At 70.5% G+C, this 25,455-nt stretch carries 9 protein-coding genes and 1 tRNA gene; 6 read left to right on the forward strand and 4 right to left on the reverse strand.

Annotated elements, in window-relative coordinates; translation table 11 throughout:
• Positions 1-162: 162 nt before the first annotated feature.
• The 3 genes from ACFOGJ_RS12215 to ACFOGJ_RS12225 form a co-directional block, all read right to left on the reverse strand.
• Entirely contained in the window at positions 163-15,381 is a 15,219-nt protein-coding gene (locus ACFOGJ_RS12215) for a hypothetical protein (protein WP_379900700.1), read from the reverse strand.
• A gap of 447 nt (positions 15,382-15,828) precedes the next feature.
• Positions 15,829-15,904, reverse strand: a tRNA-Ala gene (locus tag ACFOGJ_RS12220).
• Positions 15,905-16,217: 313 nt separating this feature from the next.
• Positions 16,218-16,541 carry a TIGR02300 family protein gene (locus ACFOGJ_RS12225; RefSeq protein ID WP_379900702.1) on the reverse strand — a complete coding sequence of 108 codons (324 nt, stop codon included), beginning with the start codon at positions 16,539-16,541 and terminating at the stop codon, positions 16,218-16,220.
• A gap of 317 nt (positions 16,542-16,858) precedes the next feature.
• Between ACFOGJ_RS12225 and aroA the strand changes: the two genes are divergently transcribed.
• The 6 genes from aroA to ACFOGJ_RS12255 all read left to right on the forward strand — a co-directional run bounded on the left by aroA (position 16,859) and on the right by ACFOGJ_RS12255 (position 24,080).
• Complete coding sequence (aroA, locus tag ACFOGJ_RS12230; protein WP_379900704.1) at positions 16,859-18,262, forward strand: 3-phosphoshikimate 1-carboxyvinyltransferase; 1,404 nt, start codon at positions 16,859-16,861, stop codon at positions 18,260-18,262.
• A 10-nt stretch (positions 18,263-18,272) separates the two neighbouring features.
• Positions 18,273-18,989, forward strand: coding sequence for a (d)CMP kinase (locus ACFOGJ_RS12235; RefSeq protein ID WP_379900706.1), 717 nt, complete (start codon positions 18,273-18,275; stop codon positions 18,987-18,989).
• A 183-nt stretch (positions 18,990-19,172) separates the two neighbouring features.
• On the forward strand, positions 19,173-20,960 hold the full coding sequence (rpsA, locus tag ACFOGJ_RS12240) for a 30S ribosomal protein S1 (protein ID WP_379900708.1): 1,788 nt from the start codon (positions 19,173-19,175) through the stop codon (positions 20,958-20,960).
• 170 nt (positions 20,961-21,130) lie between these two features.
• Positions 21,131-21,580 (forward strand): hypothetical protein, encoded by a 450-nt coding sequence (locus ACFOGJ_RS12245; protein WP_379900711.1) that lies wholly within the window; start codon positions 21,131-21,133, stop codon positions 21,578-21,580.
• An 11-nt stretch (positions 21,581-21,591) separates the two neighbouring features.
• Positions 21,592-22,002 carry a pyridoxamine 5'-phosphate oxidase family protein gene (locus tag ACFOGJ_RS12250; RefSeq protein WP_379900713.1) on the forward strand — a complete coding sequence of 137 codons (411 nt, stop codon included), beginning with the start codon at positions 21,592-21,594 and terminating at the stop codon, positions 22,000-22,002.
• Positions 21,999-24,080 carry an adenylate/guanylate cyclase domain-containing protein gene (locus ACFOGJ_RS12255; RefSeq protein ID WP_379900715.1) on the forward strand — a complete coding sequence of 694 codons (2,082 nt, stop codon included), beginning with the start codon at positions 21,999-22,001 and terminating at the stop codon, positions 24,078-24,080. Before ACFOGJ_RS12250 ends, ACFOGJ_RS12255 begins: the two co-directional genes overlap by 4 nt.
• Positions 24,081-24,192: 112 nt before the next feature.
• On the opposite strand, the gene ACFOGJ_RS12260 is transcribed toward ACFOGJ_RS12255, so the two are convergent.
• The gene (locus ACFOGJ_RS12260) at positions 24,193-25,452 is read right to left on the reverse strand and encodes an acyl-CoA dehydrogenase family protein (RefSeq protein ID WP_379900717.1); all 1,260 of its coding nucleotides are present in this window, start codon (positions 25,450-25,452) and stop codon (positions 24,193-24,195) included.
• Positions 25,453-25,455: the final 3 nt, after the last annotated feature.

Genomic DNA, 25,455 nt, shown 5'->3' on the forward strand with positions numbered 1-25,455 from the left:
ACACGTCCCCTGTTGGTGGCCTGATCAACACTTTCGTCAGTTTATACGGTGCAGGATTGCAGGATCAACCAAGGGTTCAGTAAATCACCAAGTTGCGCGCGCTGGTATTCGGATCCTGATTGCGAGCGATTTCCTGGCGGCGCTTCGCAACTCCTCCCGCCGTCAGATCAGGAAGTCGTCCTCGCCCATCGTGGCGAGCAGGGTGTTCTGCAGAAGCAGGTCGACATGGGCATCGCCGTCGAAGTCGAGGGCAACGTCACTGCCCTGCTGGAAGGCCGTCGCCAGGGCATCGGCCGGGCTGGCGAACAGGTTCAGATCGGTCAGGTCGAGGACGTCGTCGCCCGCCTGGTCGAAATCGACGATCGTATCGGTAGCCACGGCCGAGAGATCGGCTAGGTCGAAAGCAAAGACGTCGTCACCGTCCCCGTCCTCGCCGCCGATCAGCGTATCGGAGCCGCCGCCGCCCTTCAGCGTGTCGCTGCCCGCACCGCCAAGCAGTTCGTCATCGCCGGCACCGCCCTCGAGGGAATCGTCGCCTTCGCCGCCAAGCAGCGTGTCGTCGGCGAAAGCGCCATACAGGATGTCCCGACCGGAACCGCCTTCCAGCAGGTCATTGCCAACATGGCCGGAGAGGCTGTCTTCGCCATCGCCGCCATTCAGGTAGCCCGACGCCGTCAGCGTGTCGTCGCCGGCACCGCCGAGTACCGTCATATCGAAGTAGGCGACATAGGGATCGGAAATGCTGACCGCATCATTGCCCCCGCCCGCGTCGACATAGTCGGCTCCGACATAGACATAAAAGAAATTGTCGCCGTCATTGCCGATCAGAGTGTCGGCACCGAACGTTCCGGCAATGCCTTCGATACCGATCAGCGTATCACCGGCCGCACCGCCGCCGGTTTCACCGCTGGCCAGGTTGACGGCCACGGCACCATATGCCTGGAAGTAGTCGACCAGGTCGATACCATCGCCGCCATCATAGAGATCGCCGTCAGGCGCCGTTTCCCTGTCGGCATAGATCCGATCGTTGCCAGCGCCGCCCAGCACGAGGTCGCTACCTACGCCATCGCGCAGTGAATCGTCGCCATCGCCCCCCACCAGGGTGTCATCGCCCTGATAGCCATAGAGCCTGTCGCCGCCCGCACCGCCTTCCAGCCTGTTGCCCGCCGCGTCGCCCCCGAGGGTATCGTCGTAGTCGGTCCCGGTCAGGTATTCGATACCAATCAGGGTGTCGCCGGAAGCGCTGCCGGACGTCCAGTCGAGGTCCAGATTGACCTCCGCCGCCGCCGACGCGCCGGCATAGCTCGCCGTGTCCGTGCCGTCGCCGCCGTCCAGCAGGTCGGCGCCGGCGCCGCCCGCCAGCACGTCGTCGCCAGCGAAGCCGAAAATCTGGTCGTCGCCGTCGCCGCCCTCGATCCGGTTCTCCTGATAGCTGCCGCGCAGGGTGTCGTCATGCCCGGAACCGGTGAGGTTCTCGATGCTGTAGTAGGTGTCACCGGCAGCGTCACCGGTCGTGCCGCCGTTCTGCAGGCCGATATCGGCATAGACCGCCTCGCCCGCGCCGGCATAGCTGACCGTGTCGTCGCCGGCATCGCCCTTCAGTTCGTCCGCGCCGGCGCCGCCGACGAGGACGTCGTCGCCATCGCCGCCGCGCAGGCTGTCGTCGCCGGCACCGCCGGCGACAAGGTCCGCGCCTGCATCGCCTTCAAGGCTGTTGTCCAGGCTGTCGCCGGTCAGGGTGTCGTCAAAGTCCGACCCGATCAGGTTCTCGACCGCGGTCAGGGTGTCGCCGGCGGCCCAGCCGCCTGTGGTCCCGGCCCCCAGGTCGATCGACAGGCCGGCCTCCGCATTGCGGTAGTCGGCGGTGTCGTTGCCCGCGCCGCCGTCATAGAGGTCGTCGCCGGTGCCGTTGGCGGCGAACAGGTCGTCGCCATCCTCGCCGTACAGGCTGTCATCGCCATCGGCGGATGCCAGCAGGTCGTCGCCCTGCCCGCCCTCCAGCCGATTGTCGCTGCTGTTCGCGGCCTGCAGGGTGTCGTCGTGGCTGGAGCCGCGCAGGTTCTCGATGCTGTTGTAGATGTCGCCCAGGGCGAAGGCGCCGGCCAGGCCGCCATATTGCACATGCGCCTGCACCCCTTCGGTCGCCGCCGCATAGGAGGCGGTGTCGGTGCCGCCATCGCCGCGCAGCACGTCGGCGCCCAGGCCGCCGCGCAGGGTGTCGTCGCCGTCGCCGCCATGCAGGGTATCGTCGCCGGCGCCGCCGATCAGCGCATCCGCGCCGTCGAAGCCCCAGAAGGTGTTGGCCGCGGCGTCGCCGATCAGGGTGTCGCCGGAGGCGGTGCCTTCCAGCTGCTCGATGCCGGAGAGGCTGTCGCCGGCGGCCGCGCCGCCGGTGGTGCCGAGATCGAGATCGACGAACGCCGCCGATCCCTCTTCCGCATAGCTGACCAGGTCGATGCCGCCGCCGCCGGCGATGATGTCGGCGCCGGCACCGCCGGTGAAGCGGTTGTCCAGGCTGTCGCCGGTCAGGGTGTCGTCGAAGGCGGAACCGATCAGGTTCTCCACCCCGGCCAGGCTGTCGCCGGCCGCGCCGCCGGTACCGGCGCTGCCGTCCAGGTTGACCCCGACCCCGGAGCCCGTCGCGGCATAACTGGCGGTGTCGGTGCCGTCGCCGCCGGTCAGCAGGTCCGCACCGCCGCCGCCGGTCAGCAGGTCGTCGCCGGCGCCGCCATTCAGGGTGTCGTCGCCGTCGCCACCGGCAAGCTCGTCATCGCCGGCCAGGCCCCAGAAGATGTTGTCGCCGTCATCGCCGGTCAGGCTGTCGTCATGGCCCGTGCCCTCGACCTGCTCGATCGAGGTCAGGGTATCGCCCGCCCCTGCGCCGGCGATCAGGCCGGCCGCCAGGTTCACCGACAGGGCAGAGGCAGCATTGATATAGCTGACCCGGTCGCTGCCGGTGCCGCCGTCATAGAGGTCGGCGCCGCCGCCATTGGCGGCCATGGTGTCGTCGCCGGCACCGCCGAACAGGCTGTCGTCGCCGTCCCAGGATGACAGCAGGTCGTCACCGTCGCCGCCCTCCAGGCGGTTGTCGCCGCTGTCCGCCTGCAGGGTGTCGCCATGGTCGGAGCCGACCAGGTTCTCCACCCCGATCAGGATGTCGCCCAGGGCATCCGCGCCGGCCAGGCCGCCCCATTGCAGATGCACCCGCACCCCTTCGGCCGCCCCGGCATAGGAGGCGGTGTCGGTGCCGCCCTCGCCGCGCAGGGTGTCGGCATCGGCGCCGCCGGTCAGGGTGTCGTCGCCATCGCCGCCATAGAGCCGGTCGCCGCCGGCGCCGCCGGACAGCAGGTCGGCACCGGCCTGGCCGTACAGGTTGTTGTTCAGGCTGTCGCCGGTCAGGCTGTCGTCGTGGCCTGAGCCGGACAGATGCTCGATCGACTGCAGGGTATCGCCCGCCGCGGCGCCGCCGGTGGTGCCCGCGCCCAGGTCCACCGCCACGCCGCTGCCCGCGCCGGCATAGAGCGCGGTGTCATAGCCGTCGCCGCCGGACAGCAGGTCGCTGCCCAGGCCGCCGGTCAGGCTGTCGTCGCCGCTGTCGCCGGACAGGGTGTCGTCGCCGGCGCCGCCGTCGATCACGTCGGAGCCGCCGATGCCGCCGATCCGGTTCGCCGCCCCGTCGCCGGTCAGGGTATCGGCCGACCCGGCCGCGCCCTCAAGATTCTCGATCCCGGCCAGGGTGTCGCCGGCGGCCGCGCCGCCGGTGGTCCCGCTGCCCAGGTCGATCACGACCCCCGCAGCAGCGTTGTAGTAGCTGACCTCGTCGGTTCCGGCGCCGCCGTCATACCGGTCCGCGCCCGCACCGTTGGCGGCCAGGGTGTCGTCGCCGCTGCCGCCGGCCAGGCTGTCGTCGCCGTCCCAGGAGGACAGCAGGTCGTCGCCCGCGCCGCCCTCCAGGCTGTTGTCCAGGTCGTTCGCCTGCAGGGTGTCGCCATGGTCGGAGCCGACCAGGTTCTCGACATCGAAGAACAGGTCGCCCAGCGCGTCCGCGCCGGCCAGCCCGCCCCATTGCAGATGCGCCCGCACCCCTTCCGCCGAACCGGCATAGGAGGCGGTGTCGACCCCGTCGCCGCCCCAGAAGCGGTCGGTGCCCGCGCCGCCGACCAGGGTGTCGTCGCCGCCCTCGCCATAGAGCCGGTCGATGCCGATGCCGCCGGACAGAATGTCGTTGCCGTCGCCGCCGTCGATGCGGTTGTTCAGGCTGTCCCCGGTCAGGCTGTCGGCATGGGCCGAGCCGACCAGGTCCTCGATCCCGGTGACGGTGTCGCCGGCTGCGCCGCCGCCGGTCGTGCCGCTGCCCAGGTCCACCGAAACGCCTTCGGCCGCGCCGGCCCAGGAGGCGGTGTCGGTGCCGCCGCCGCCGTCGATCAGGTCCGCGCCCGCACCGCCGTTCAGGGTGTCGTCGCCGCCGCCGCCCAGCAGGCTGTCGTCGCCGCCGGCGCCGGACAGGACGTCCGCGCCGCCGATACCGGCGATGCGGTTCGCCGCACCGTCGCCGGCCAGGGTGTCGGCAAAGCCGCTCGCCCCTTCCAGATGCTCGATCCCGGTCAGGGTGTCGCCGGTGGCGCCGCCGCCGGTCGTGCCGGCGCCCAGATCGACCGCGATCCCGCTGCCGGCATTGTAGTAGCTGACCTCGTCCACCCCGGCGCCGCCGTCATAGAGGTCGCTGCCCGCGCCGTTGGCGGCCATCGTGTCGTCGCCGGTGCCGCCGATCAGGCTGTCATTGCCGTCGGCGGAGCTGAGCAGGTCGTCGCCCGCGCCGCCCTCCAGGCGGTTGTCGGCGGCATCCGCCTGCAGGGTGTCGTTATGGTCGGAGCCGATCAGGTTCTCGACGCTGTTGAAGACGTCGCCCAGCGCTTCCGCACCGGCCAGGCCGCCATATTGCAGATGCGCCCGCACCCCTTCCGCCGCACCGGCATAGCTCGCCGTGTCGCTGCCGCCATCGCCGCGCAGGGTGTCGGCGCCCAGGCCGCCGACCAGGGTGTCGGCGAAGCTGCCGCCCTCCAGCCGGTCGGCGCCGTCGCCGCCGTCCAGCAGGTCGGCGCCGCCCAGGCCGCGCAGGGTGTTGGCGCCGCCGTCGCCGGTCAGGGTGTCGCCGTGGCTGTTGGCGCCCTCCAGGTTCTCGATGCCGGTCAGGGTGTCGCCGGTCGCCCAGCCGCCCGCCGTGCCCGCCCCCAGGTCCAGCACGACGCCCGAAGTCGCGTTGTAGTAGCTGACCAGGTCGATGCCCGCGCCGCCCTCCAGCAGGTCGGCGCCGCCACCATTGGCGACCAGGGTGTCGTTGCCGGCACCGCCGGTCAGGGTGTCGTCGCCGTCCCAGGCGGTCAGGCAGTCATTGCCCAGCCCGCCGTCCAGCAGGTTGTCGCCGCTGTCGGCCTGCAGGGTGTCGCCCAGGTTGGAACCGATCAGCACCTCGATGCCGTTATAGACATCGCCCAGGGCCTCCGCCCCGGCCAGGCCGCCATATTGCAGATGCGCCCGAACCCCTTCCTCCGCGCCCGCGAAGGAGACCGTGTCCCGGCCCGCGCCGCCGATCAGGGTGTCGGCGCCCAGGCCGCCCGACAGCAGGTCGTCGCCATCGTTGCCGGTCAGCCGGTCGTCGCCGTCCAGCCCGGTCAGGACATTGTCCAGGCTGTCGCCGGTCAGGGTATCGCCGAAATCCGAGCCGGTCAGGTTCTCCACCCCGGTCACGGTGTCGCCCGCCGCGCCGCCGTCGGTGCTGTCCGCCGCCAGGTCCACCGTCACGCCGGCAGCGGCGTTCAGGTAGCTCAGCTCGTCGATGCCGGCGCCGCCGTCATAGAGGTCCGCGCCGGCGCCGTTGGCCGCCAGGGTGTCGTCGCCGGCACCGCCGAACAGGCTGTCATCGCCGTCCCAGGACGACAGCAGGTCGTCGCCCGCGCCGCCGTCCAGGCTGTTGTCCAGGTCGTTGGCCTGCAGGGTGTCGTCGAAGTCGGAGCCTATCAGGTTCTCCACCCCCGCATAGACATCGCCCAGGGCCTCCGCCCCGGCCAGGCCGCCATATTGCAGATGCGCCCGCACCGCCTCCGCCGCATCGGCGTAGCTGGCCGTGTCGCTGCCGCCGTCGCCGCGCAGGGTGTCGGCGCCCAGCCCGCCCACCAGGGTGTCGTCGCCATCGCCGCCCTCCAGGCGATCGGCGCCGGCGGCCCCTTCGATGCTGTCGGCCCCGGCACCGCCGGTGACGGTGTTGTCCAGGCTGTCGCCCGACAGGGTGTCGTCATGGCCCGAGCCGGACAGATGCTCGATCCCGTCCAGGGTGTCGCTGCCCGCGCCGCCACCGGTCACACCGGTGGCCAGGTCGACCGAAACGCCGGAGGTCGCGTCGCCATAGCTGACGGTGTCGCTGCCATCGCCGCCGGACAGCAGATCGTCACCGGCGCCGCCGTCGAGCACGTCATTGCCAAGGGCGCCCAGCAGGGTGTCGTCGCCATCGCCGCCGGACAGGGTGTCCGCGCCACCCAGGCCGGACAGCGCGTTGTCCAGGCTGTCGCCGGTCAGGCTGTCGGCATGGGCATCGGCGCCGGTCAGGTTCTCGATGCCCGTCAGGGTGTCGCCGGCCGCCCCGCCGCCGGTCGTGCCGGCGCCCAGGTCGACCGCGACCCCGGCGGCCGCATTGATATAGCTGACCCCGTCCGTGCCGAGGCCGCCGTCATAGAGGTCGGCGCCGTCGCCATTGGCGACCAGGCTGTCATTGCCGGCCCCGCCCGTCAGCGTATCGTCGCCGTCGGCCGCCACCAGGCTGTCGTCGCCCTGCCCGCCATCCAGGCGGTTCGCCCCGACAGCGCCCTGCAGGGTGTCGTTATGGTCGGAGCCGGTCAGGTTCTCGATACCGTTGAAGACATCGCCCAGCGCGTCCGCGCCGGCCAGGCCGCCATAGACGATATGCGCCCGCACGCCTTCGCCGGCGCCGGCGTAGGACGCCGTGTCGCTGCCGCCGTCGCCGCGCAGGGTGTCGGCCCCGGCGCCGCCCAGCAGGGTGTCGTCGCCGTCGCCGCCTTCCAGGCGGTCGGCACCGCCGGCCCCGGCCAGCGCATCCGCGCCGGCGCCGCCGGCGATCGTGTTGTCCAGGCTGTCGCCGGACAGGCTGTCGTCATGGTCCGAACCCGCCAGATGCTCCACCCCGGTCAGGGTATCGCCGGCCGCACCGCCGCCGGTCGTGCCGGTGCCCAGGTCCACGGCCACGCCGCTGCCGGCATCGGCATAGCTGACCGTGTCGCTGCCCGCGCCGCCGTCCAGGCTGTCGCTGCCGGCGCCCCCCGCCAGAACGTCGTTGCCGGCCCCGCCCAGCAGGGTGTCGTCGCCATCGCCACCGGACAGGGTATCCGCGGCGCCGAGGCCCGACAGGACATTGTCCAGGCTGTCGCCGGTCAGACTGTCGGCATGGCTGTCCGCGCCGGTCAGGTTCTCGATACCCGTCAGGGTGTCGCCCGCCGCCCCGCCGCCGGTCGTGCCGGCGCCCAGGTCGACCGCGACCCCGGCGGCGGCGTTGATATAGCTGACCCCGTCGGTGCCGGCGCCGCCGTCATAGAGGTCGGCGCCGTCGCCATTGGCGACCAGGCTGTCATTGCCGGCCCCGCCCGTCAGCGTATCGTCGCCGTCGGCCGCCACCAGGCTGTCGTCACCGAGCCCGCCATCCAGGCGGTTCGCCCCGGCAGCGCCCTGCAGGGTGTCGTTCTGGTCGGAGCCGAGCAGGTTCTCGATGCCGTTGAAGACATCGCCCAGCGCGTCCGCACCGGCCAGGCCGCCATAAACCACGTGCGCCCGCACGCCTTCGCCCGCGCCGGCATAGCTCGCCGTGTCGCTGCCGCCATCGCCGCGCAGGGTGTCCGCACCGGCGCCGCCGGTCAGGGTGTCGTCGCCATCGCCGCCTTCCAGGCGGTCGGCGCCGCCGGCCCCGGCCAGCGCATCCGCGCCGGCACCGCCGGTGATCGTGTTGTCCAGGCTGTCGCCGGACAGGCTGTCGTCATGGGCGGAGCCGGACAGATGCTCGACCCCGGCCAGGGTGTCGCCGGCCGCACCGCCGCTGGTCGTGCCGCTGCCCAGGTCCAGGGCCACGCCGCTGCCGGCATCGGCATAGCTGACCGTGTCGCTGCCCGCGCCGCCGTCCAGCAGGTCGGCGCCGGCGCCGGCGCCGGCCAGCAGGTCGTTGCCGGCACCGCCCAGCAGGCTGTCATCGCCCGCGCCGCCGGTCAGGGTGTCGTTGCTGCCGCCGCCGGACAGGCGGGCGGCTTCGCTGCCGGCCGTCAGGCTGTCGGCATAGGCGGAGCCGTTGACCTGCTCGATCCCGGCGAAGCTGTCGCCGGCGGCATAGCCGCCGCCGGTGCCGGCAGCGAGATCGACGGTTACCGGCCCGGTGGCATCGGTGAAGTCGACCAGGTCGGTGCCCGCACCGCCGTCGAAACTGTCGGCGCCGTCGCCCAGGCCGGACAGGGTGTCGTCGCCGGCCCCGCCATCCAGGCTGTCGTCGCCATTGCTGCCGGCCAGGCTGTCATCGCCGTCACCGCCCGACAGGGTGTCCGCACCCTCCGCCCCCAGCAGGGTGTCTGCCCCGGCATCGCCGGCGATCTGGTCGTCGCCATCGCCGCCCAGCAGACTGTCGTCGCCGTCGCCGCCGTCCAAGGTGTCGTCGCCGGCGCCGCCGGTCAGACTGTCCGCACCCGCCGCGCCCGACAGGCTGTCCGCGCCAGCGCCGCCGGTGACACCATTGTCCAGGCTGTCGCCGACGATCGTGTCGTCATGGTCGGAGCCCGCGACGTTCTCGATCCCGGCGACCGTATCGCCGGCGGCGAATCCGCTGCCCGTGCCGGCGGCAAGGTCGATCCCGACCCCGGCATCGGCATTGCCGAAGTCGATCAGGTCGGTACCCGCACCGCCGTCATAGAGGTCCGCCCCGGCGCCGTTCGCCACCAGCGTATCGTCGCCGGCGCCTCCCGACAGGCTGTCGTCGCCGGCGGCCGAGACCAGGGAATCGTTCCCCAGCCCGCCATCCAGGTCGTTGCCGGTGGCATCGCCCGCCTGCAGGGTGTCGTTGTGGTCGGAGCCGAGCAGATTCTCGATGCTGTTATAGACATCGCCCAGCGCCTCCGCCCCCGCCAGCCCGCCGGCGGTGACATGCGCACGGACGGCCTCCGCCGCACCGGCATAGGAGGCGGTGTCGCTGCCCGCGTCGCCGCGCAGGGTATCGGCCCCCAGGCCGCCGTTCAGGATGTCGTCGCCGAGGCCGCCCAGCATCGAGTCGTTGCCGGCGCCACCCACCAGCGTCGCCTCCCCAGGGGTGGCCAGCGGGTCCCGGCCGGCGTCCAGCGTGTCGTCGCCGGCGCCGCCTGTCAGCAGATCGTCGCCGGCTCCGCCGCCGAGCAGATGGTTGGCGCCGTCGTCACCGGTCAGGGTATCGTCGAATTTGGTGCCGACCAGGCTCTCGATGCCGACCAGGGTGTCGCCCGACGCGCCGCCGCCGGTCGTGCCCGCCTGCAGGTCCACAGCCACGCCGGAATGCGCGTAGGTATAGGAGACTGCATCGCTGCCCGACCCGCCGTCGAAATATTCACTTCCGCCGCCGCCATCACCGACAAGGAAGTCGTCCCCGGCACCGCCGAACAGGCTGTTGCTGCCGCCCTCGGCCGTATCGCTGTTGAACACCCCGCTGACGAGGTAGTCGTTGCCGTCGCCCCCGTCCAGGATGTCGTTGCCGGCCCCGCCGAGGATCTGGTCGTCGCCTTCACCACCGGACAGGCTGTCGTCGCCGGCACCGCCGATCCAGTGCTGCGAGCCAACGGTGCCAACAAGCGTGTCGTCGAAGCCGGTCCCGACGATCCGGTCGATATCGATATAGCTGTCGCCGGCCGCAAAACCGCCTGTTGTCCCGGCAGCGAAATCGACGGATATGGCTGCGGTTGCGCCGGTATAGTCGACGACGTCGAAGAAGCCGCCATCCGCGAGCGCGGTGTCGCCGCCATCGTAGATGTCCGCGCCGCCACCGGAGGCGTCGAACCTGTCGTTGCCGGTACCGCCGTACAGGCTGTCGTCGCCATCGCCTCCGGCCAGGCGGTCGTCGCCGGCACCGCCATCCAGTCGGTTGCCAAGGCTGTCGCCGGTCAGGCTGTCGTCATGGTCGGAGCCGACCAGGTTCTCGATCCCGCTCAGCGTGTCGCCGGCGGCCGCGCCGCCTACGGTGCCGGTCTCGAGGTCGACCGTCACCGCGCTCGCCGCGCCGGCATAGCTGGCGGTGTCGATGCCAGCCCCGCCGTCCAGCAGGTCGGCGCCCGCGCCGCCGTTCAGCACGTCGTCGCCGGCACCGCCGGCCAGGCTGTTGTCGCCGCTGTCGCCGGTCAGGCTGTCGGCCTCGGCCGAGCCCTCCAGGTTCTCGATGCCGACCAGGGTATCGCCGGCCGCGCCGAGGCCGGTCGCGCCGGTGGCCAGGTCGACCTGCACGCCATGGGTGTTGGCGGCATAGCTGGCCCAGTCGCTGCCGGCGCCGCCGACCAGGCTGTCGCCGCCGCCGCCGCCGTCCAGGGTGTCGTCGCCGTCGCCGCCCTCCAGGGTATCGAGGAAGGAATTGCCGAACAGCCGGTTCGCCCCGGCATCGCCGACCAGGCTGTCGGCGAAATGCGAGCCCTCCAGGTCCTCGATCCCGGTCAGGGTGTCGCCGGCGGCCGCGCCGCCGGTGGTGCCGGCGCCCAGGTCGACAGTCACCGCCGATGCGGCGTTGATGTAGCTCAGGAAGTCGCTGCCGGCGCCGCCGTCATACAGGTCGTTGCCCGCGCCGTTGGCGGTGATCGTGTCGTCACCGGCGCCGCCGGACAGGCTGTCATTGCCGTCGTCGGAAACCAGGGAATCGTCGCCCAGCCCGCCGTCCAGGCTGTTGTCGCCACTGCCGGCCTGCAGGGTGTCGTCATGGTCGGAGCCGAGCAGGTTCTCGATGCTGTTGAAGACGTCGCCCAGCGCCTCGGCCCCGGCCAAGCCGCCGAAGGTGACATGCGCGCGCACGGCTTCCGAAGCGCCGGCATAGGAGGCCGTGTCGGTCCCGGTATCGCCGCGCAGGGTGTCGGCGCCCAGCCCCCCGGTCAGAGTGTCGTCGCCGGCGCCGCCCTCGAGCCGGTTCGCCGCACTGTCGCCGACAAGGTTGTCGTCATGGCTCGAGCCCGTCAGGTATTCGACCCCGGTCAGGGTATCGCCCTGCGCGGTCCCGCCGCTTCCGCTTCCGGTAGCAAGGTCGATGTCGACGGCTTCCGCCGATCCGGAATAGTCGGCACGGTCGACACCATCGCCGCCGTCCAACAGGTCCCGTCCCGTGCCGCCGATCAGCACGTCGTTGCCGCTCTCGCCAGCCAGTGCATCCGCGCCGCCATTGCCGGACAAGGTGTCGTGACCGCCGCCGCCGACCAGATGCTCGCCGTCATCGCCGCCTTCGAGCGTCTCGCTCAGATCGCTGGAGAGATAGAAATTGTTCAGCGGCTGGTCGGGGGAACCGACCACGAAATCCACGGTGCCGAGAGCCGCCAGGCCGATCCCCTGCAGCACCAGGTCGGTGGCACCGTCGCCATCGAAATCGAAGCGGACATCGGCACCGTCCTGGACCCCGGTGGCCAGCACCGCCGCGGCGTCGTCGAACAGCCCCAGCGCCTTGACGTCGATCACGTCGTCGCCGTCCTGATCGAAGTCGGTGACAGTGGTCAGTCCGACCGCACTGCTTGGACCGACATACCGTCCGTGTACGCCCTCGGCAAACCAGCCGTAGACGAATGTGTCGTTGCCCCCGCCTCCGGTCAGCAGGTCGTCGCCGCTGTGACCGGCCAGCGTGTCGTCGCCGTCGGCGCCGGCGAGGGTGTCATCGCCGCCCAGGCCGATCAGCCGGTTGGCCGCCGCATCCCCGGAGATCTCGTCGGCGTGGTTGTTGCTTCCCCAGACCTCCTCGATCGCGACCAAGGTATCGCCAGAGGCGAAGCCCGCCCCGGTCCCGGCGGCAAGGTCGAGCGTGACCCCGGCACTGGCATAGTCATAGGTCAGGGTATCAAAGCCGCTGCCACCGTCGAACAGGTCGGCACCGGTTCCGTTGCCGTCCAGCCGGTCGTCGCCTTCGCCGCCAAGCAGGCTGTCATCGCCGTCGCCGGCGTAGAGTAAGTCGTCGCCGGCGGCGCCAGACAGGAGGTCGGCGCCGGCATCGCCCCTCAGCTGGTTGGCGCCGGGATCGCCGGCCAGGGTGTCGTCATGCTGGCTGCCTTGGACATCCTCGATTCCAATCAGCGTGTCGCCGGTTGCCCAGCCGGCGGCCGTCCCGGCAGCCAGATCGATACCGACGCCCTGGCTGGCCGCATAGTAGTTGACGCCATCCACACCGTCGCCGCCATCCAGCAGATGATTGCCGGCGCCCTGTACGATCAGGCCGTCATTGCCGCCGCCGCCCAGAAGGGTGTCGTCGCCGCCATCCCCACTTTCCAGTAGATCGCCGCCGTCAAGACCGGAAAGGAAATTGTCCTGGCCGTCGCCGATCAACCTGTCCGAACCGGCCGACCCCTCGACCTGCTCAATGTCGTAGAATTGTACATCGGGCTCGACGACACCGTAGGGGACGACATGCCCGAAGACCGCGATGCCTTCGCCGCCGGAAAGGGTGACAGTCACCGCCCGACCGAGCTGCTCATCGGTTCCGACCAGGGAAAATGCGATGGTATCGGTGCCGGCTCCACCATGGACCGTATCCCTGCCGGCGCCGACGTCCAGATAGTCGTCGCCCGCGCCGCCCTGCATCAGGTCGTCACCATAGCCGCCGAGGAGGCGGTTGCCTTCGTCATCGCCGGTCAGGGTGTCGGCCAGGTCGCTGCCGATCAGGCCCTCCACCGAGACGTAGGTGTCGCCGGCGGCATCGCCGGCGCCGGGACCGCCGGAAAGATCGGCGGCCACGGCAGTGCGGGCGCCGGCATAGCTGGCCAGGTCCAGCCCATCGCCCCCGTCCAGCAGATCCGCGCCGCCGCCGCCCGCAAGCGTGTCGTCGCCCGCGGCCCCCTGCAGGTCGTCGGCGCCATCCTCCCCTTCCAGCAGGTCGCTGCCGGCGCCACCCTGCAGGGTGAAGGAGAGCGGCCCGGAGACGAGAAAATCGTCTGCCGTCAGATCCGCCAGATCCGTGTCCTGCAGGACCAAGTCTACAGTGCCGTCATTGTCGAAGTCGAAGCCGACATCGGCGCCCTGCTGCGTGCCAGTCGCGAGCGCCGCAGCCCCATCGGCAAACAGGGACAGACCGACCAGGTCGATGACGTCGTCGCCGTCCTGGTCGAAATCGGTGATGGTGTCGGTGCCAAGGTTCGGCGCGGTCGGGGAATCTCCCCACGAGCCGTACTGGCCGCCGGCGAAATGGCCATAGATGAAGCGATCGTCGCCGGCACCGCCGGTCAGCAGGTCGGACCCGGCATCGCCGGACAGGCTATCCCGCCCGGCGCCGCCGGCCAGGATGTCCGCGCCGTCCCGCCCGCGCAGAAGGTTGCGTGCGCCGTCGCCGGTTACCGTGTCGTCGAAGCCGGTGGCCGCGACCTCCTCGATGCCGCTCAGGCTGTCGCCGCTGGCGGCGCCGCCCAGGGTGCCCGTGACCAGGTCGACCGATATCGCCGCGGCGGCGGCGCCATAGTCGAGCATATCCCGGCCGTCGCCGCCCTCCAGCTCGTGAATGCCGCCGCCGGGCGCGTGAAGCGTGTCGTTGCCCGCGCCGCCCACAAGGCTGACCCAGTCGGTCAGGCCGGTGCCGCCCGCCGGGCCGGCAAACAATTCGTCGTCCCCGCTATGGCCGAACAGGGTGTCGGCGCCGCCACCGCCGATGACAGTGTCGCGACCGGCGCCGCCTTCGACCAGGTCGGCGGCCGTGCTGCCGGCGATGCTGTCGTCGCCATTGCCGGCATAGATGCCGGTGAGGCCGAAATCGTTATGGACCGTGACGGTGTCGTCGCCGCCACCGCCGGTTACAAAGGTCCATCCCGCCGCGCTGGTAACGGTGACGGTGATCCGGTCGTTGCCGTCCTCGCCATCCGCATAGGCGCCATTGGCGCGCGTGATGATGTCGATGACATCGTCGCCGTCGCCGCCATCGCCGTAGGCAGAGCTGCTATCGGTCGTGATCGAGATGGTATCGTCACCGTCACCGCCATCAGCGTTGGCATGGCCACTGTTGGTCGTAATCGTGACGGAATCGTCGCCATCACCACCATCGCCGCTCGCGTCCCCGGTGTCGGTCGTAATGGAGATCGTGTCGCTGCCGCTCTCTCCGCGCACATTTGCGTTGCCGGTCGCGGTTTCGACAGTGAGGCTGTCATCTCCGGTGCCTCCATAAATCGAGGCAAAGGCCTGATCGGAAAGAATGTCAACCGTATCGTCGCCATCGTCGCCATAAGCGACGACAGTGCCATCAACGGCCGAAATCCCCAGGAGGTCGTCATCCGCACCGCCACGGAGAGAGGCTGAGCCGTCCTGCATCGTCAGGTCGAGCGTATCCTGGCCATTGCCGCCATTACCAGTGACTGTGCCGGCTGCCATCGTCGTGGTGATCAGGTCCGCACCATCACCGCCGTTCAGATATTCCAGCCCGCTGGCGACGACACCGCCGTCGAGCGTGTCATCGCCGTCGCCGCCCGAGAGACTGTCGGCGCCATTGCCCCCTTCGAGCCGATTGGCGCCAGCGTCGCCGGTGAGGGTATCGTCATGGTCGGAGCCGACTAGGTCTTCGATGCCGGCGAGGGTGTCGCCAGCGGCGGCGGCACCTGTGATGCCGGCGCCCAGATTGACCGCCACGGCCGACGCGGCGTTGATGTAGCTCAGGACGTCGGTGCCTGCGCCGCCGTCATAGAGGTCGGCGCCCGCACCGTTGGCGATGATCGTGTCATCACCGGCGCCACCGGACAGGCTGTCATTGCCGTCGTCGGAGACCAGCGAATCGTCGCCCAGCCCGCCGTCCAGGCTGTTGTCGCCGCTGCCGGCCTGTAGGGTATCGTTGTGGTCGGAGCCGAGCAGGTTCTCGATGCTGTTGAAGACATCGCCCAGCGCTTCCGCCCCGGCCAGGCCGCCATGCTGGACATGTGCCCGCACCCCTTCCGACGCGTCCGCATAGGACGCCGTGTCGCTGCCGGCGTCGCCGCGCAGGGTGTCGGCGTCCAGCCCGCCGATCAGGGTGTCGTCGCCGTCGCCGCCTTCCAGGCGGTCATCGCCTTCGTCGCCAAAGAGGACATCGCCACTGCCGAGGCCCGAGAGGGTATCGTTTCCGGCGAGCCCGTGGAGGGTGTCCTCCAGTTCCGTGCCGTCGATAGCGTCGTCGCCGGGCGTGCTCACAGGCGAATTCCCCTGAAAATCTTTCGAATTGCGACCGTATCCGAAGCAGCCTAGTCGCGGCTTCGGCGGCACTCAACCCAGGGATTGCTGAATTTTTCGAGACACGACCATGAGAATATGAATGTATGACTTGGTCGCGCAATGTCCCTGAACGGGACGAATCGTCACCCATCCGCCGCCCCGTCCCTGTCCGGCACAGCGGAGATCACATACAAGCAAGAATTGTACCCGCCCGATCTGATACAGCGAACCGGATATCCCGGCCGCATTGCGAGCGGATCATTCGGAGCATGCAGACAATGCGTGATACGGGGCCGCTATTGCCACCCGCAATGGATCAATACTGCGCGGCATATGCCGGCATTGGACCCGAAGGCCGGGCCGGCGAGATACAGGCCGGCGAGAACCATGACTGCGGCTGAAGCAAGTCCCGCCATGCGGGAAAAGTGGTGGAGCCGAGGGGAATCGAACCCCTGACCTCTACAATGCCATTGTAGCGCTCTCCCAACTGAGCTACGGCCCCATCCGGGTCCCGCTTCGGGCATCGTGACGATGCCCGCCGGGCGGCGCGGCAATCCCTGGCCTGGCCATCGCTGCCCCTGCGCGCTTCCGGGACCGGGTCCCTGGCAGCGGCGGGTAGCGGCGGCCGGCCGGCGGCGCCTTGGGAAGCGCCGCGCGGCAGGGTGCCGGCGAGAGCGGGAACATAAGCAGGTGGCGGGCCGGGTGCAAGCGATTTTCCGCTTGCCCCCGGCCGTTGTGCAACCGCCCCGTCCCGGCATGGGGCGGGGTGCTGCGGCGTCGCGTCCTGGCGGCCAGACCGGGGTCCGGCCGGCCGGTCAGCTGTCCTCTTCCTCGTCGTCGCCGGAGACGACGTCGCCGACATCGCTGTCGTCGTCATCGTCCATGTCGTCTTCCAGGAAATCGTCGACCTCGTCGTCGACTTCCTCGTCATCGTCGTCGCCGGACTTGGCCGTGGTGGCGGCAGCGGCGGGCTTCTCCTTCGGCTCCGCCTCGCGCTTCTTGGCGCGCGGCGCCTTCGGCTGCTCGACAACGAACTCGGTGCCGCATTTCGGGCAGACGATCGGCTCCTTGTTGAGGTCGTAATAGGCCGCGCCGCATCCGGCGCAGCGCCGCTTCGTGCCCAGTTCGGGTTTCGCCATCCTCGCACTCTTCCTTAGTCTTCGGGCCGCCGGCCCGGAAACGGCCCCACCCCGTCCCTGCCGGATCGCCTCGTCCTATCCGGGTCGTCCCGGCCGCGCGACAGGCGGCGTGACGGGCGGCGCGGGATTGTGATAAACGCCGCCCATAAGTCAATCGTCCCGATGGCGCGTTCCTGCGACCGGCCCCCGGACGGGCGTTCCGGCAACCGGTCCAATCCGGTTCCGGCGGCGACCCACGGCGCCCCTTTCTGTCCGGGGCGACCACCGGCAGGCCCCGTGCGGGAGGCGCCGTCACGGACAGACCCGACCGGACCATCATGACCGCCCCTTCCGCGCCCACCCCCTTCGCGACCGACCGCGCTCCCGCCGGCGAAGCGCCGACCGGCCATGACGGGCCGGCCCGCCCCCTTGTCGCGCATCCCGCCACCACCGCCCTGGCCGGCACGATCGCCGTGCCCGGCGACAAGTCGATCTCCCACCGGGCGCTGATGTTCGGTGCCCTGGCGGTGGGCGAGACGGTGGTCGAGGGGCTGCTGGAAGGCGCCGACGTGCTGGCCACCGCCGCGGCGATGCGGGCCCTGGGCGCCCGGGTCGAGCGCCGCGCCGGCCGCTGGCATGTGAACGGCGTCGGGGTCGGCGGCCTGGCGGAGCCGGAGGACGTGCTGGACATGGGCAATGCCGGCACCGCGGCGCGCCTGATCGCCGGCCTGCTGGCGACCCACCCGCTGACCGCCTTCGTCACCGGCGACGCCTCGCTGCGCAAGCGGCCGATGGGCCGGGTGCGCGAGCCTCTGGAACGCTTCGGCGCCCGCTTCGTGCTGCGCCACGGCGACCGGCTGCCGGCGGCGATCATCGGTGCGGAAAACTCGGTGCCGGTCAGCTATACCCTGCCGGTCGCCTCCGCCCAGGTGAAGTCGGCGGTGCTGCTGGCGGGCCTGAACACCCCGGGCGAGACGGTGGTGGTGGAGCCGAAGGCGACCCGCGACCATACCGAGACCATGCTGCAGGCATTCGGCGCGGAGGTAAGGGTGGAGAAGGCCGGCAAGGGCCGCCGCATCGCCCTGACCGGCCAGCCGGAGCTGAAGCCGGTCGCCATCGCGGTGCCGGGCGACCCCTCCTCCGCCGCCTTCCCGGCGGTGGCGGCGGCGATCTGCCGCGGCAGCCAGGTGGCGATCCGGCGGGTCGGCCTGAACAGTCTGCGCACCGGGCTGTACGACTGCCTGCAGGAGATGGGCGCCCATATCGAGATCACCGACCGCCGCACCGAGGGCGGCGAGCCGGTCGGCACGATCCACGTCCAGGGCTCCCGCCTGAAGGGCATCCAGGTGCCGCCGGAGCGGGTGCCGGCGATGATCGACGAATTCCCGATCCTGGCGGTCGCCGCCGCCTGCGCCGAGGGCGAGACCCGGATCACCGGCGCGATGGAGCTGCGGGTGAAGGAGAGCGATCGGATCGGCGCCATGGCCGCCGGCCTGCGCGCCGCCGGGGTGGCGGTGAAGGAACTGCCGGACGGCATGATCGTCACCGGGACCGGCAGGCCGCCGCCGGGCGGCGCCACCATCGCCACCCACCTGGACCATCGCATCGCCATGGCCTTCCTGGTGCTGGGCCTGGCCAGCGCCGCACCGGTCACCATCGACGACGGCGCGATGATCGACACCAGCTTCCCCGGCTTCGCCGGCCTGATGCGCGGCCTGGGTGCGCGGATAGAGGTGGCCTGAGGCGCGGGCGATGGCAACGCGGGATGACAGCGGGGGGCGGGCTGACAGCGGGGCACTGGTGATCGCGGTGGACGGCCCGGTCGCCGCCGGCAAGGGCACCCTGGCCCGCAGCCTCGCGAAGGCGTTCGGCCTGCGCTACCTGGACACCGGCAGCCTGTACCGCGCGGTCGGCGCGCGGGTGCTGGCGGCCGGCGGCGACCCGGCCGACCCGGAGGCCGCCCTGGCTGCCGCAGGCGGCCTGACGGAGGCCGACCAGCGCCGTCCGGAGCTGCGCGACGAGGCGGTCGGCATCGCCGCGTCGCAGGTCGCCGCGCAGCCGGCGGTGCGGGCGGCGCTGCTGGACTATCAGCGCGGCTTCGGCCGCACCCCGCCGGGCGCGGTCCTGGACGGCCGCGACATCGGCACGGTGATCTTTCCCGACGCGCCGGTAAAGCTGTTCGTCACCGCCTCGGTCGAGGCACGGGCCCGCCGCCGCCATGCCGAGCTGCAGGGCCGCGGCGCCGACGTGGACCTGGCGGCCGTGCTGGCCGACCTGGAGGCGCGCGACGCCCGCGACAGCGGCCGGCAGGCGGCGCCGCTGACGGCGGCGGCGGACGCGCGCTTGCTCGACACGACCGACTTGTCTATAGAGGCGGCGCTTGAGACCGCGATCCGCATGGTGGTGGACGCGACGGGGCGGAAGCCCCATCTCGATAGCGGCGGCCAGGTTTCCGGTCCGGCCGCCTGAACGAACCTGCGGCGCTGGCGCGCGCCGCCGATGCAACTTTCGCCCGCGCGATGCGCCGCGCCCGGGCATTTTGAGGCCTTGGACCCGCCGGTCCCGGCAGCGGCACGTTCCGCCCGCCATGCGCAGCAGGAGCTGACGCCCCACCGGCAAGGCCTGATACGGGTCCGGTACTCAGGAGACAATATGGCACAGACTGCTGCGGTAGAGACCGATCTGCCGACCGACGAGGATTTCGAAGCCCTTCTCGAGGAGAGCTACGGCACCGGCGAGGCCATGGAAGGCCGCGTCGTGAAGGGCACCATCATCGCCATCGAGAACGATTTCGCGCTGATCGATGTCGGACTGAAGTGCGAGGGCCGGGTGCCCCTGCGCGAGTTCGGCGAGCGCGGCGGCCCGCAGCCGGAGCTGAAGGCCGGCGACGAGGTCGAGGTGTTCCTGGAGCGGATGGAAAACGCGATGGGCGAGGCGGTGCTGAGCCGCGACCGCGCCCGCCGCGAAGAGGCCTGGGAAAAGCTGGAGAAGGCGTTCGAGAAGAACGAGTGGGTCAACGGCCACATCTTCAACCGGGTCAAGGGCGGCTTCACCGTCGACCTGTCCGGCGCCGTGGCCTTCCTGCCGGGCAGCCAGGTGGACATCCGCCCGGTGCGCGACGCCTCCCACCTGATGGGCGTGCCGCTGCAGTTCCAGATCCTGAAGATGGACCGCCGCCGCGGCAACATCGTCGTCTCCCGCCGCGCCGTGCTGGAGGAGAGCCGCGCCGAGGCCCGCAACGAGCTGGTGCAGAACCTGAAGGAAGGCCAGGTGCTGGAAGGTGTTGTGAAGAACATCACCGACTACGGCGCCTTCGTCGACCTGGGCGGGGTCGACGGCCTGCTGCACGTGACCGACATCGCCTGGCGCCGGGTCAACCACCCGAGCGAGGTGCTGAACATCGGCCAGACGGTGAAGGTGCAGGTGATCCGCGTGAACGCGGAGACGCAGCGCATCAGCCTGGGCATGAAGCAGCTGGAGGCCGACCCCTGGGAGGGTGTCGAGGCCAAGTACCCGCTGAACACCAAGTTCACCGGCCGGGTCACCAACATCACCGACTACGGCGCCTTCGTGGAGCTGGAGCCCGGTGTCGAGGGTCTGGTGCACGTCTCGGAGATGTCCTGGACGAAGAAGAACATCCACCCCGGCAAGATCGTCTCCACCTCCCAGGAGGTCGAGGTGATGGTGCTGGAGGTCGATCCGGTGAAGCGGCGGATCTCGCTGGGCCTGAAGCAGTGCCTGGACAATCCGTGGGAGAGCTTCGCGGACCGCTATCCGCAGGGCACCGTGATCGAGGGCGAGGTCAAGAACATCACCGAGTTCGGCCTCTTCGTCGGCCTGGAGGAAGGCGTGGACGGCATGGTGCACATGTCGGACATCGACTGGGACTCGGCGCCGGAAGACGCGATCGCCCGGTTCAAGAAGGGCGACGTGGTCCGCGCCAAGGTGCTGGACGTCGACACCAACAAGGAGCGGATCAGCCTGGGCATCAAGCAGCTCGAGAGCGATCCGATGGCCTCGTCGGGCATCCGCAAGGGTGACGTGGTCACCTGCACGGTGACCGAGGTCGATGCCCGCGGCATCACGGTGTCGGTCGGCGAGGACGGCCTGTCCGGCTATATCCGCAAGGCCGAGCTCAGCCGCGACCGCGGCGAGCAGCGTCCGGAGCGGTTCCAGGCCGGCGACAAGGTCGACGCCCGGGTCACCGCGATGGACACCAAGACCCGCAAGATCACCCTGTCGATCAAGGCCCGCGAGGTGGCGGAGGAGAAGGAGGCCGTGGCCAATTACGGCTCCATGGACTCCGGCGCCAGCCTCGGCGACATCCTGGGAGCAGCCCTGCGCCGCAAGGAGATGGAGGCCGCCGGCGACGACGAGGATGCCGACGACAGCGACGACGACGAGACGGACGAGGAGGAGGACGAGGACGCGAAGTCCTGATCCTCGCCTTTCCATTCACTACATCGGGGGCGCGGCTTCGGCCGCGCCCCTTTTTTTTGCCCGCAACGGAGGATGGATTTTCCCCCCGCCTTCGGACAGACTCCCGCCGCGCCGGTATGGCACCGGCGCGTTGCCGGGCTTTGGGGGATGAGGTGATTCCGGGAAAGTTCGTGGCGTTCCTGCGGGGGCCCTACGGCATGGTCCTGGCCAGCCGGGATGCCGGCCTGTTCGCAACCTGCACCATGGTGTTCGGCTGTGCGGTCGATGCCGACGAAGACACCGTCACCGCCTTCGTTCCCGACCTGATCGCCGGGCCGCTCTACGACAACCTCGCCACCTCCGGCCGCGCGGCGCTGCTGGTCGGCCACGGCACCCTGCACGAGACCTACCAGTTCAAGGGCGCCTATCTGGGCATCCGCCCCACCACGCAGCGGGAACAGGCGCTGCAGCAGGCGCATCGCGGCCGGGTGATCGAGCATTTCCGCGGCGACTTCGGCGACCGCTCCGACGGCTATTGGGGCGGCTATCCGCTGGCCCCGAGCAGCGCGGTCAGCTTCCGGGTGACCGACATCTTCGACCAGACCCCCGGCCCCGACGCGGGCCGGCGGCTGGGCCTGTAGGAGCGCCGCCCTTGGACGCGGCACCCCGGCTGTCGCCTGAGATCCGGCGGGCCATGGAGGGCGTGCTGCCCGCCATCGTCGCCACCTGCTCCGCCGACGGGGAACCGAACGCGACGGTGATCTCGCAGGTCTATTATGTCGACGACGACCATGTCGCGCTGTCGCACCAGTTCTTCAACAAGACCTACCGCAACGTGCGTGAGAACCCGCAGCTGTTCTGCGTCGTCACCTGCCCTGACAGCATGCGGTTCTGGAGCCTGCGGCTCCGCTACGACCATTCCGAGACCGAAGGCCCGGTGTTCGATGCGATGGACATGCAGATCGAGGCGATCGCCTCGCTGACCGGCATGTCGGGGATCTTCAAGCTGAAGGCGGCCGACATCTACGAGGTGGTGGCGGTGCAGCAGCTGGGCGGATCATGACCGACGGCGGCGGGCTCGCCCTGCCAGCGGAGGAAACGGTGTCGCTCCGCCGCGAGATGGCGGAGAACCAGCGCATCATCGACGAGCTCAACGCCCGCCTCGGCCGGAAGACCGAGGAGGTCCGCATCATCCAGCAGATCGCCGCGGAGCTGAACGCCACCCTGGAGCTGGACGCGGTGCTGTGCATGGTGCTGACCGCCATGGACAATGTGCTGGGCTTCCGCCACTGCATGGTGCTGCTGGCGGACGAGGCGGGGGAGAACCTGGAACTCGCTGCCAGCCACGGCTACGAGGATGCCGCGCCGGGCGCGCGGGTGCCGGTCGGCCAGGGCACGATCGGCGTCGTCGCGCGCCGCCGGCGGATGCTGCGGATCGGCAGCCTGCGCTCGAAGCTGAGCTACCTCGCCAGCGTGCGCCGGCACGTCGAGACCCAGGGTCAGACATGGCCCGGCCAATCGCCGCGGCTGCCCGGCCTGGCCGATGCCGACAGCCAGATCGCGATCCCGCTGGTGGTCAAGGACCGCCTGGTCGGCGTCTTCATGGTCGAGAGCACCGAGCCCAACGCCTTCGACGAGCTGGACGAGCTGCTGCTCTCCATCGTCGGCAACCAGGTCGCCAACGCGATCGACAATGCCCGCCTGCACCGCTCGGTGATCGAGCGCAGCCAGGCGCTGGACCGCGCCAATGCCGCGCTTTCCGGCCTGAATGCGACCCTGGAGAGCCGGGTGGCCGAGCGCACCCGGGCGCTGGAGGAGGCGCTGGGCCATGTCCGCGACGAACAGGGCCGCAGTGCCGCCATGCTGCGCCGCATGGCCCCGCCGGAGGTGATCCCGCTGATGCTGGAGGGCGGCCTGGTCCCCGGCCGGCTGGATGCCACGATCCTGTTCACCGACCTGGAGAACTTCACCGGCTATGCCGCCGACATGGAGCCGGACGAGGTGTTCTCCCTGCTGAACGAGTATTTCAGCTGGGCGGGCGAGATCGTGCAGCGCTACCGCGGTTATGTGAACAAGATCAACGGCGACGGCATGATGGCGGTGTTCGGCGTGCCCTTCGGCAGCCCGACCCATCGCTCCGATGCCGCGATGGCGGCACTGACCATGCAGTGCGAACTGCGGGAGCGCTTTCCCTTCCACATGCGGATCGGCCTGAACTCCGGCCGGATCACCGCCGGCATGCTGGGGCCGGCGAGCAAGAGCCTGTACGACGTGCTCGGCCCGGCCGCCAACCTGGCCAGCCGCATGGAAGCGGTCTGCCCGGTCGACGGCATCGCCCTGCCCGCTTCCGCCGCGGAGCCGCTGCGTCCCTGGTTCGAGATCGCCGCCCTCGGCGACCTGGAGGTGCGCGGCCTCGGGCGGATGGCCTGCGCCACCCTGGACGGCCTGCGCCCGCTGGCAGCCGACCGCCGCCGCATCGCCCCGGACAGCCGCTTCGCTACCGCCTTCGCGGACGTCATCGAGCAGGTCGAGCGGATCGCCGCGGAGCGGATCGACATGGTCGACCTGACCAGCATCCAGGCCCGCGACGCCGCCTTCCTGCACAACGAGGCGGTGGCGTCCTTCGCGCTGGCGCTGCACCGCAGCCTGGCAGCGGCCGGTGCCGCCGAGGCCGCCGCCATCGGCGAGGAGGAGCTGGTGCTGGCGGCGCTGCTGCACGATGTCGGCAAGCATGCGATCGACCCGCGACGGCTGAACGACAAGGCCCTTTCGGCGGAGGCCAGGGCCGGCCTGCGCGAGGAGCTGCGCGACCGCACCCTGGAGGCCCTGGACCGGCTGTCGCTGGGCCGCCTGGCGCCGGTCCTGGCTTCGCTCTATGCGTTCGAGGCCTGCCGCGGCGCCACCGGCACCTACGAGCCCGCGGTGGAGATCCTGGCCGCGGCCGACATCTACGACGCCCTGACCGCGCCGAAGCTGTACGACGGCGCCCCCTGGCGGATCACCGGCGCGCTGGAGGAACTGCTGCGGCTGCCCTGGTGCAGCGGCACCCAGCGCCCGGTCTTCGCCGCCTTCGTCGACCTGATGAAGCCGGCGCAGGCGAAGCTCGCCATTCGCCCCCGTTCGCGGATCCTGCTGCAGTAGCGGCGCGCCACTGACCTGTCCGACATCCTCGGCCCCCGAGCCGAGGATCCAATGGCTGCGCGGAACAAGACCGCGCATGACGCAAGAGGGGCGTGAAGGCCGGCCCCCGCCGCTACCCCTTCCGCCGGCCGCTGGTGGGGATCTCCCGGAACGGCAGGTCCTTGTCGACCCTTATGTCGCCGGGCAGGCCCAGCACCCGCTCGCCGATGATGTTGCGCAGGATCTCGTCCGACCCGCCCTCGATCCGGGTGGCGGGGGAGCGCATCAGCACCGACTGGAAGCGGCCGTTCTGCGGGCTGTCTTCGTCCCACACCACGCCCGCCTCGCCCTGCAGGTCCAGCGCGAACATCGCCAGCTCCTGCATCGTGGCGCCGGCGACCAGCTTGCCGATCGAGTTTTCCGGCCCCGGCGTCTCGCCCTTCGACAAAGCGGAGATCGCCCGCATGCCGGTATAGCGCAGGCCGCTTTCGCGCACCGCGAACTGCGCCAGCTTCGAGCGCACATTGGCATCCTCGACCGCCGGCCGGCCGTCGATCTCCGCCTCCATGCAGTAGCGGAAGACGTCCGGGAAGCCGGTCGACATGCCGGCGCCGATCGACAGCCGCTCGTTCATCAGGGTGGTGAGCGAGACCTGCCAGCCCTGCCCGACCTCGCCCAGGCGCTGTGCGTCGGGAATGCGGACATCGGTGAAATAGACCTCGTTGAAGCCGGAGGCCCCATTGGCCTGCTTGATCGGCACCACCTTCACGCCGGGGGAATGCATCGACAGGAAGAACATGGTCAGGCCGCGATGCTTCGGCACGTCGGGGTCGGTGCGCGCAATCAGCAGGCCCCAGTCGGAATGCTGCGCGCCGCTGGTCCAGATCTTCTGGCCGTTGACGATCCAGTCGCCGGAGCCGTCATCGGCCTTCACCGCCCGGGTGCGCAAGCCCGCCAGGTCGGAGCCGCTGGCCGGTTCGGAGAACAGCTGGCACCAGATCTCCTCGCCGCTGGCCAGCGGCGGCAGGCGCGCCTGCTTCTGGTCTTCCGACGCCCAGGCCATCACGGTGGGGCCGCACATGCCGTGGCCGATGATGAAGATGCCGGAAAGGGAGGCATAGGGGCCTTCCTCCTGGCTCCAGATCACCCGCTCGATCGGCGAGCGGGCGGCGCCGCCATATTCCTTCGGCCAGTGCAGGCAGGCCCAGCCGGCCGCCGCCTTCTTCTTCTGCCAGGCCTTGCCGGCCGTCACCGGGTCCTCGCTGACCAGGCCGCTGGAGGCGAAGCTGGCGCGGCGCAGCTCCGGCTCCAGGTGCTTTGGCGCATTGGCGTCGATCCAGGCCCGCACCTCGGCGCGGAAGGCCGCCTCTTCCGGCGTATCGTTGAAATCCATCTT

The sequence above is a fragment of the Marinibaculum pumilum genome, assembly GCF_042646425.1.
Classification (GTDB): domain Bacteria; phylum Pseudomonadota; class Alphaproteobacteria; order Ferrovibrionales; family Ferrovibrionaceae; genus Marinibaculum; species Marinibaculum pumilum.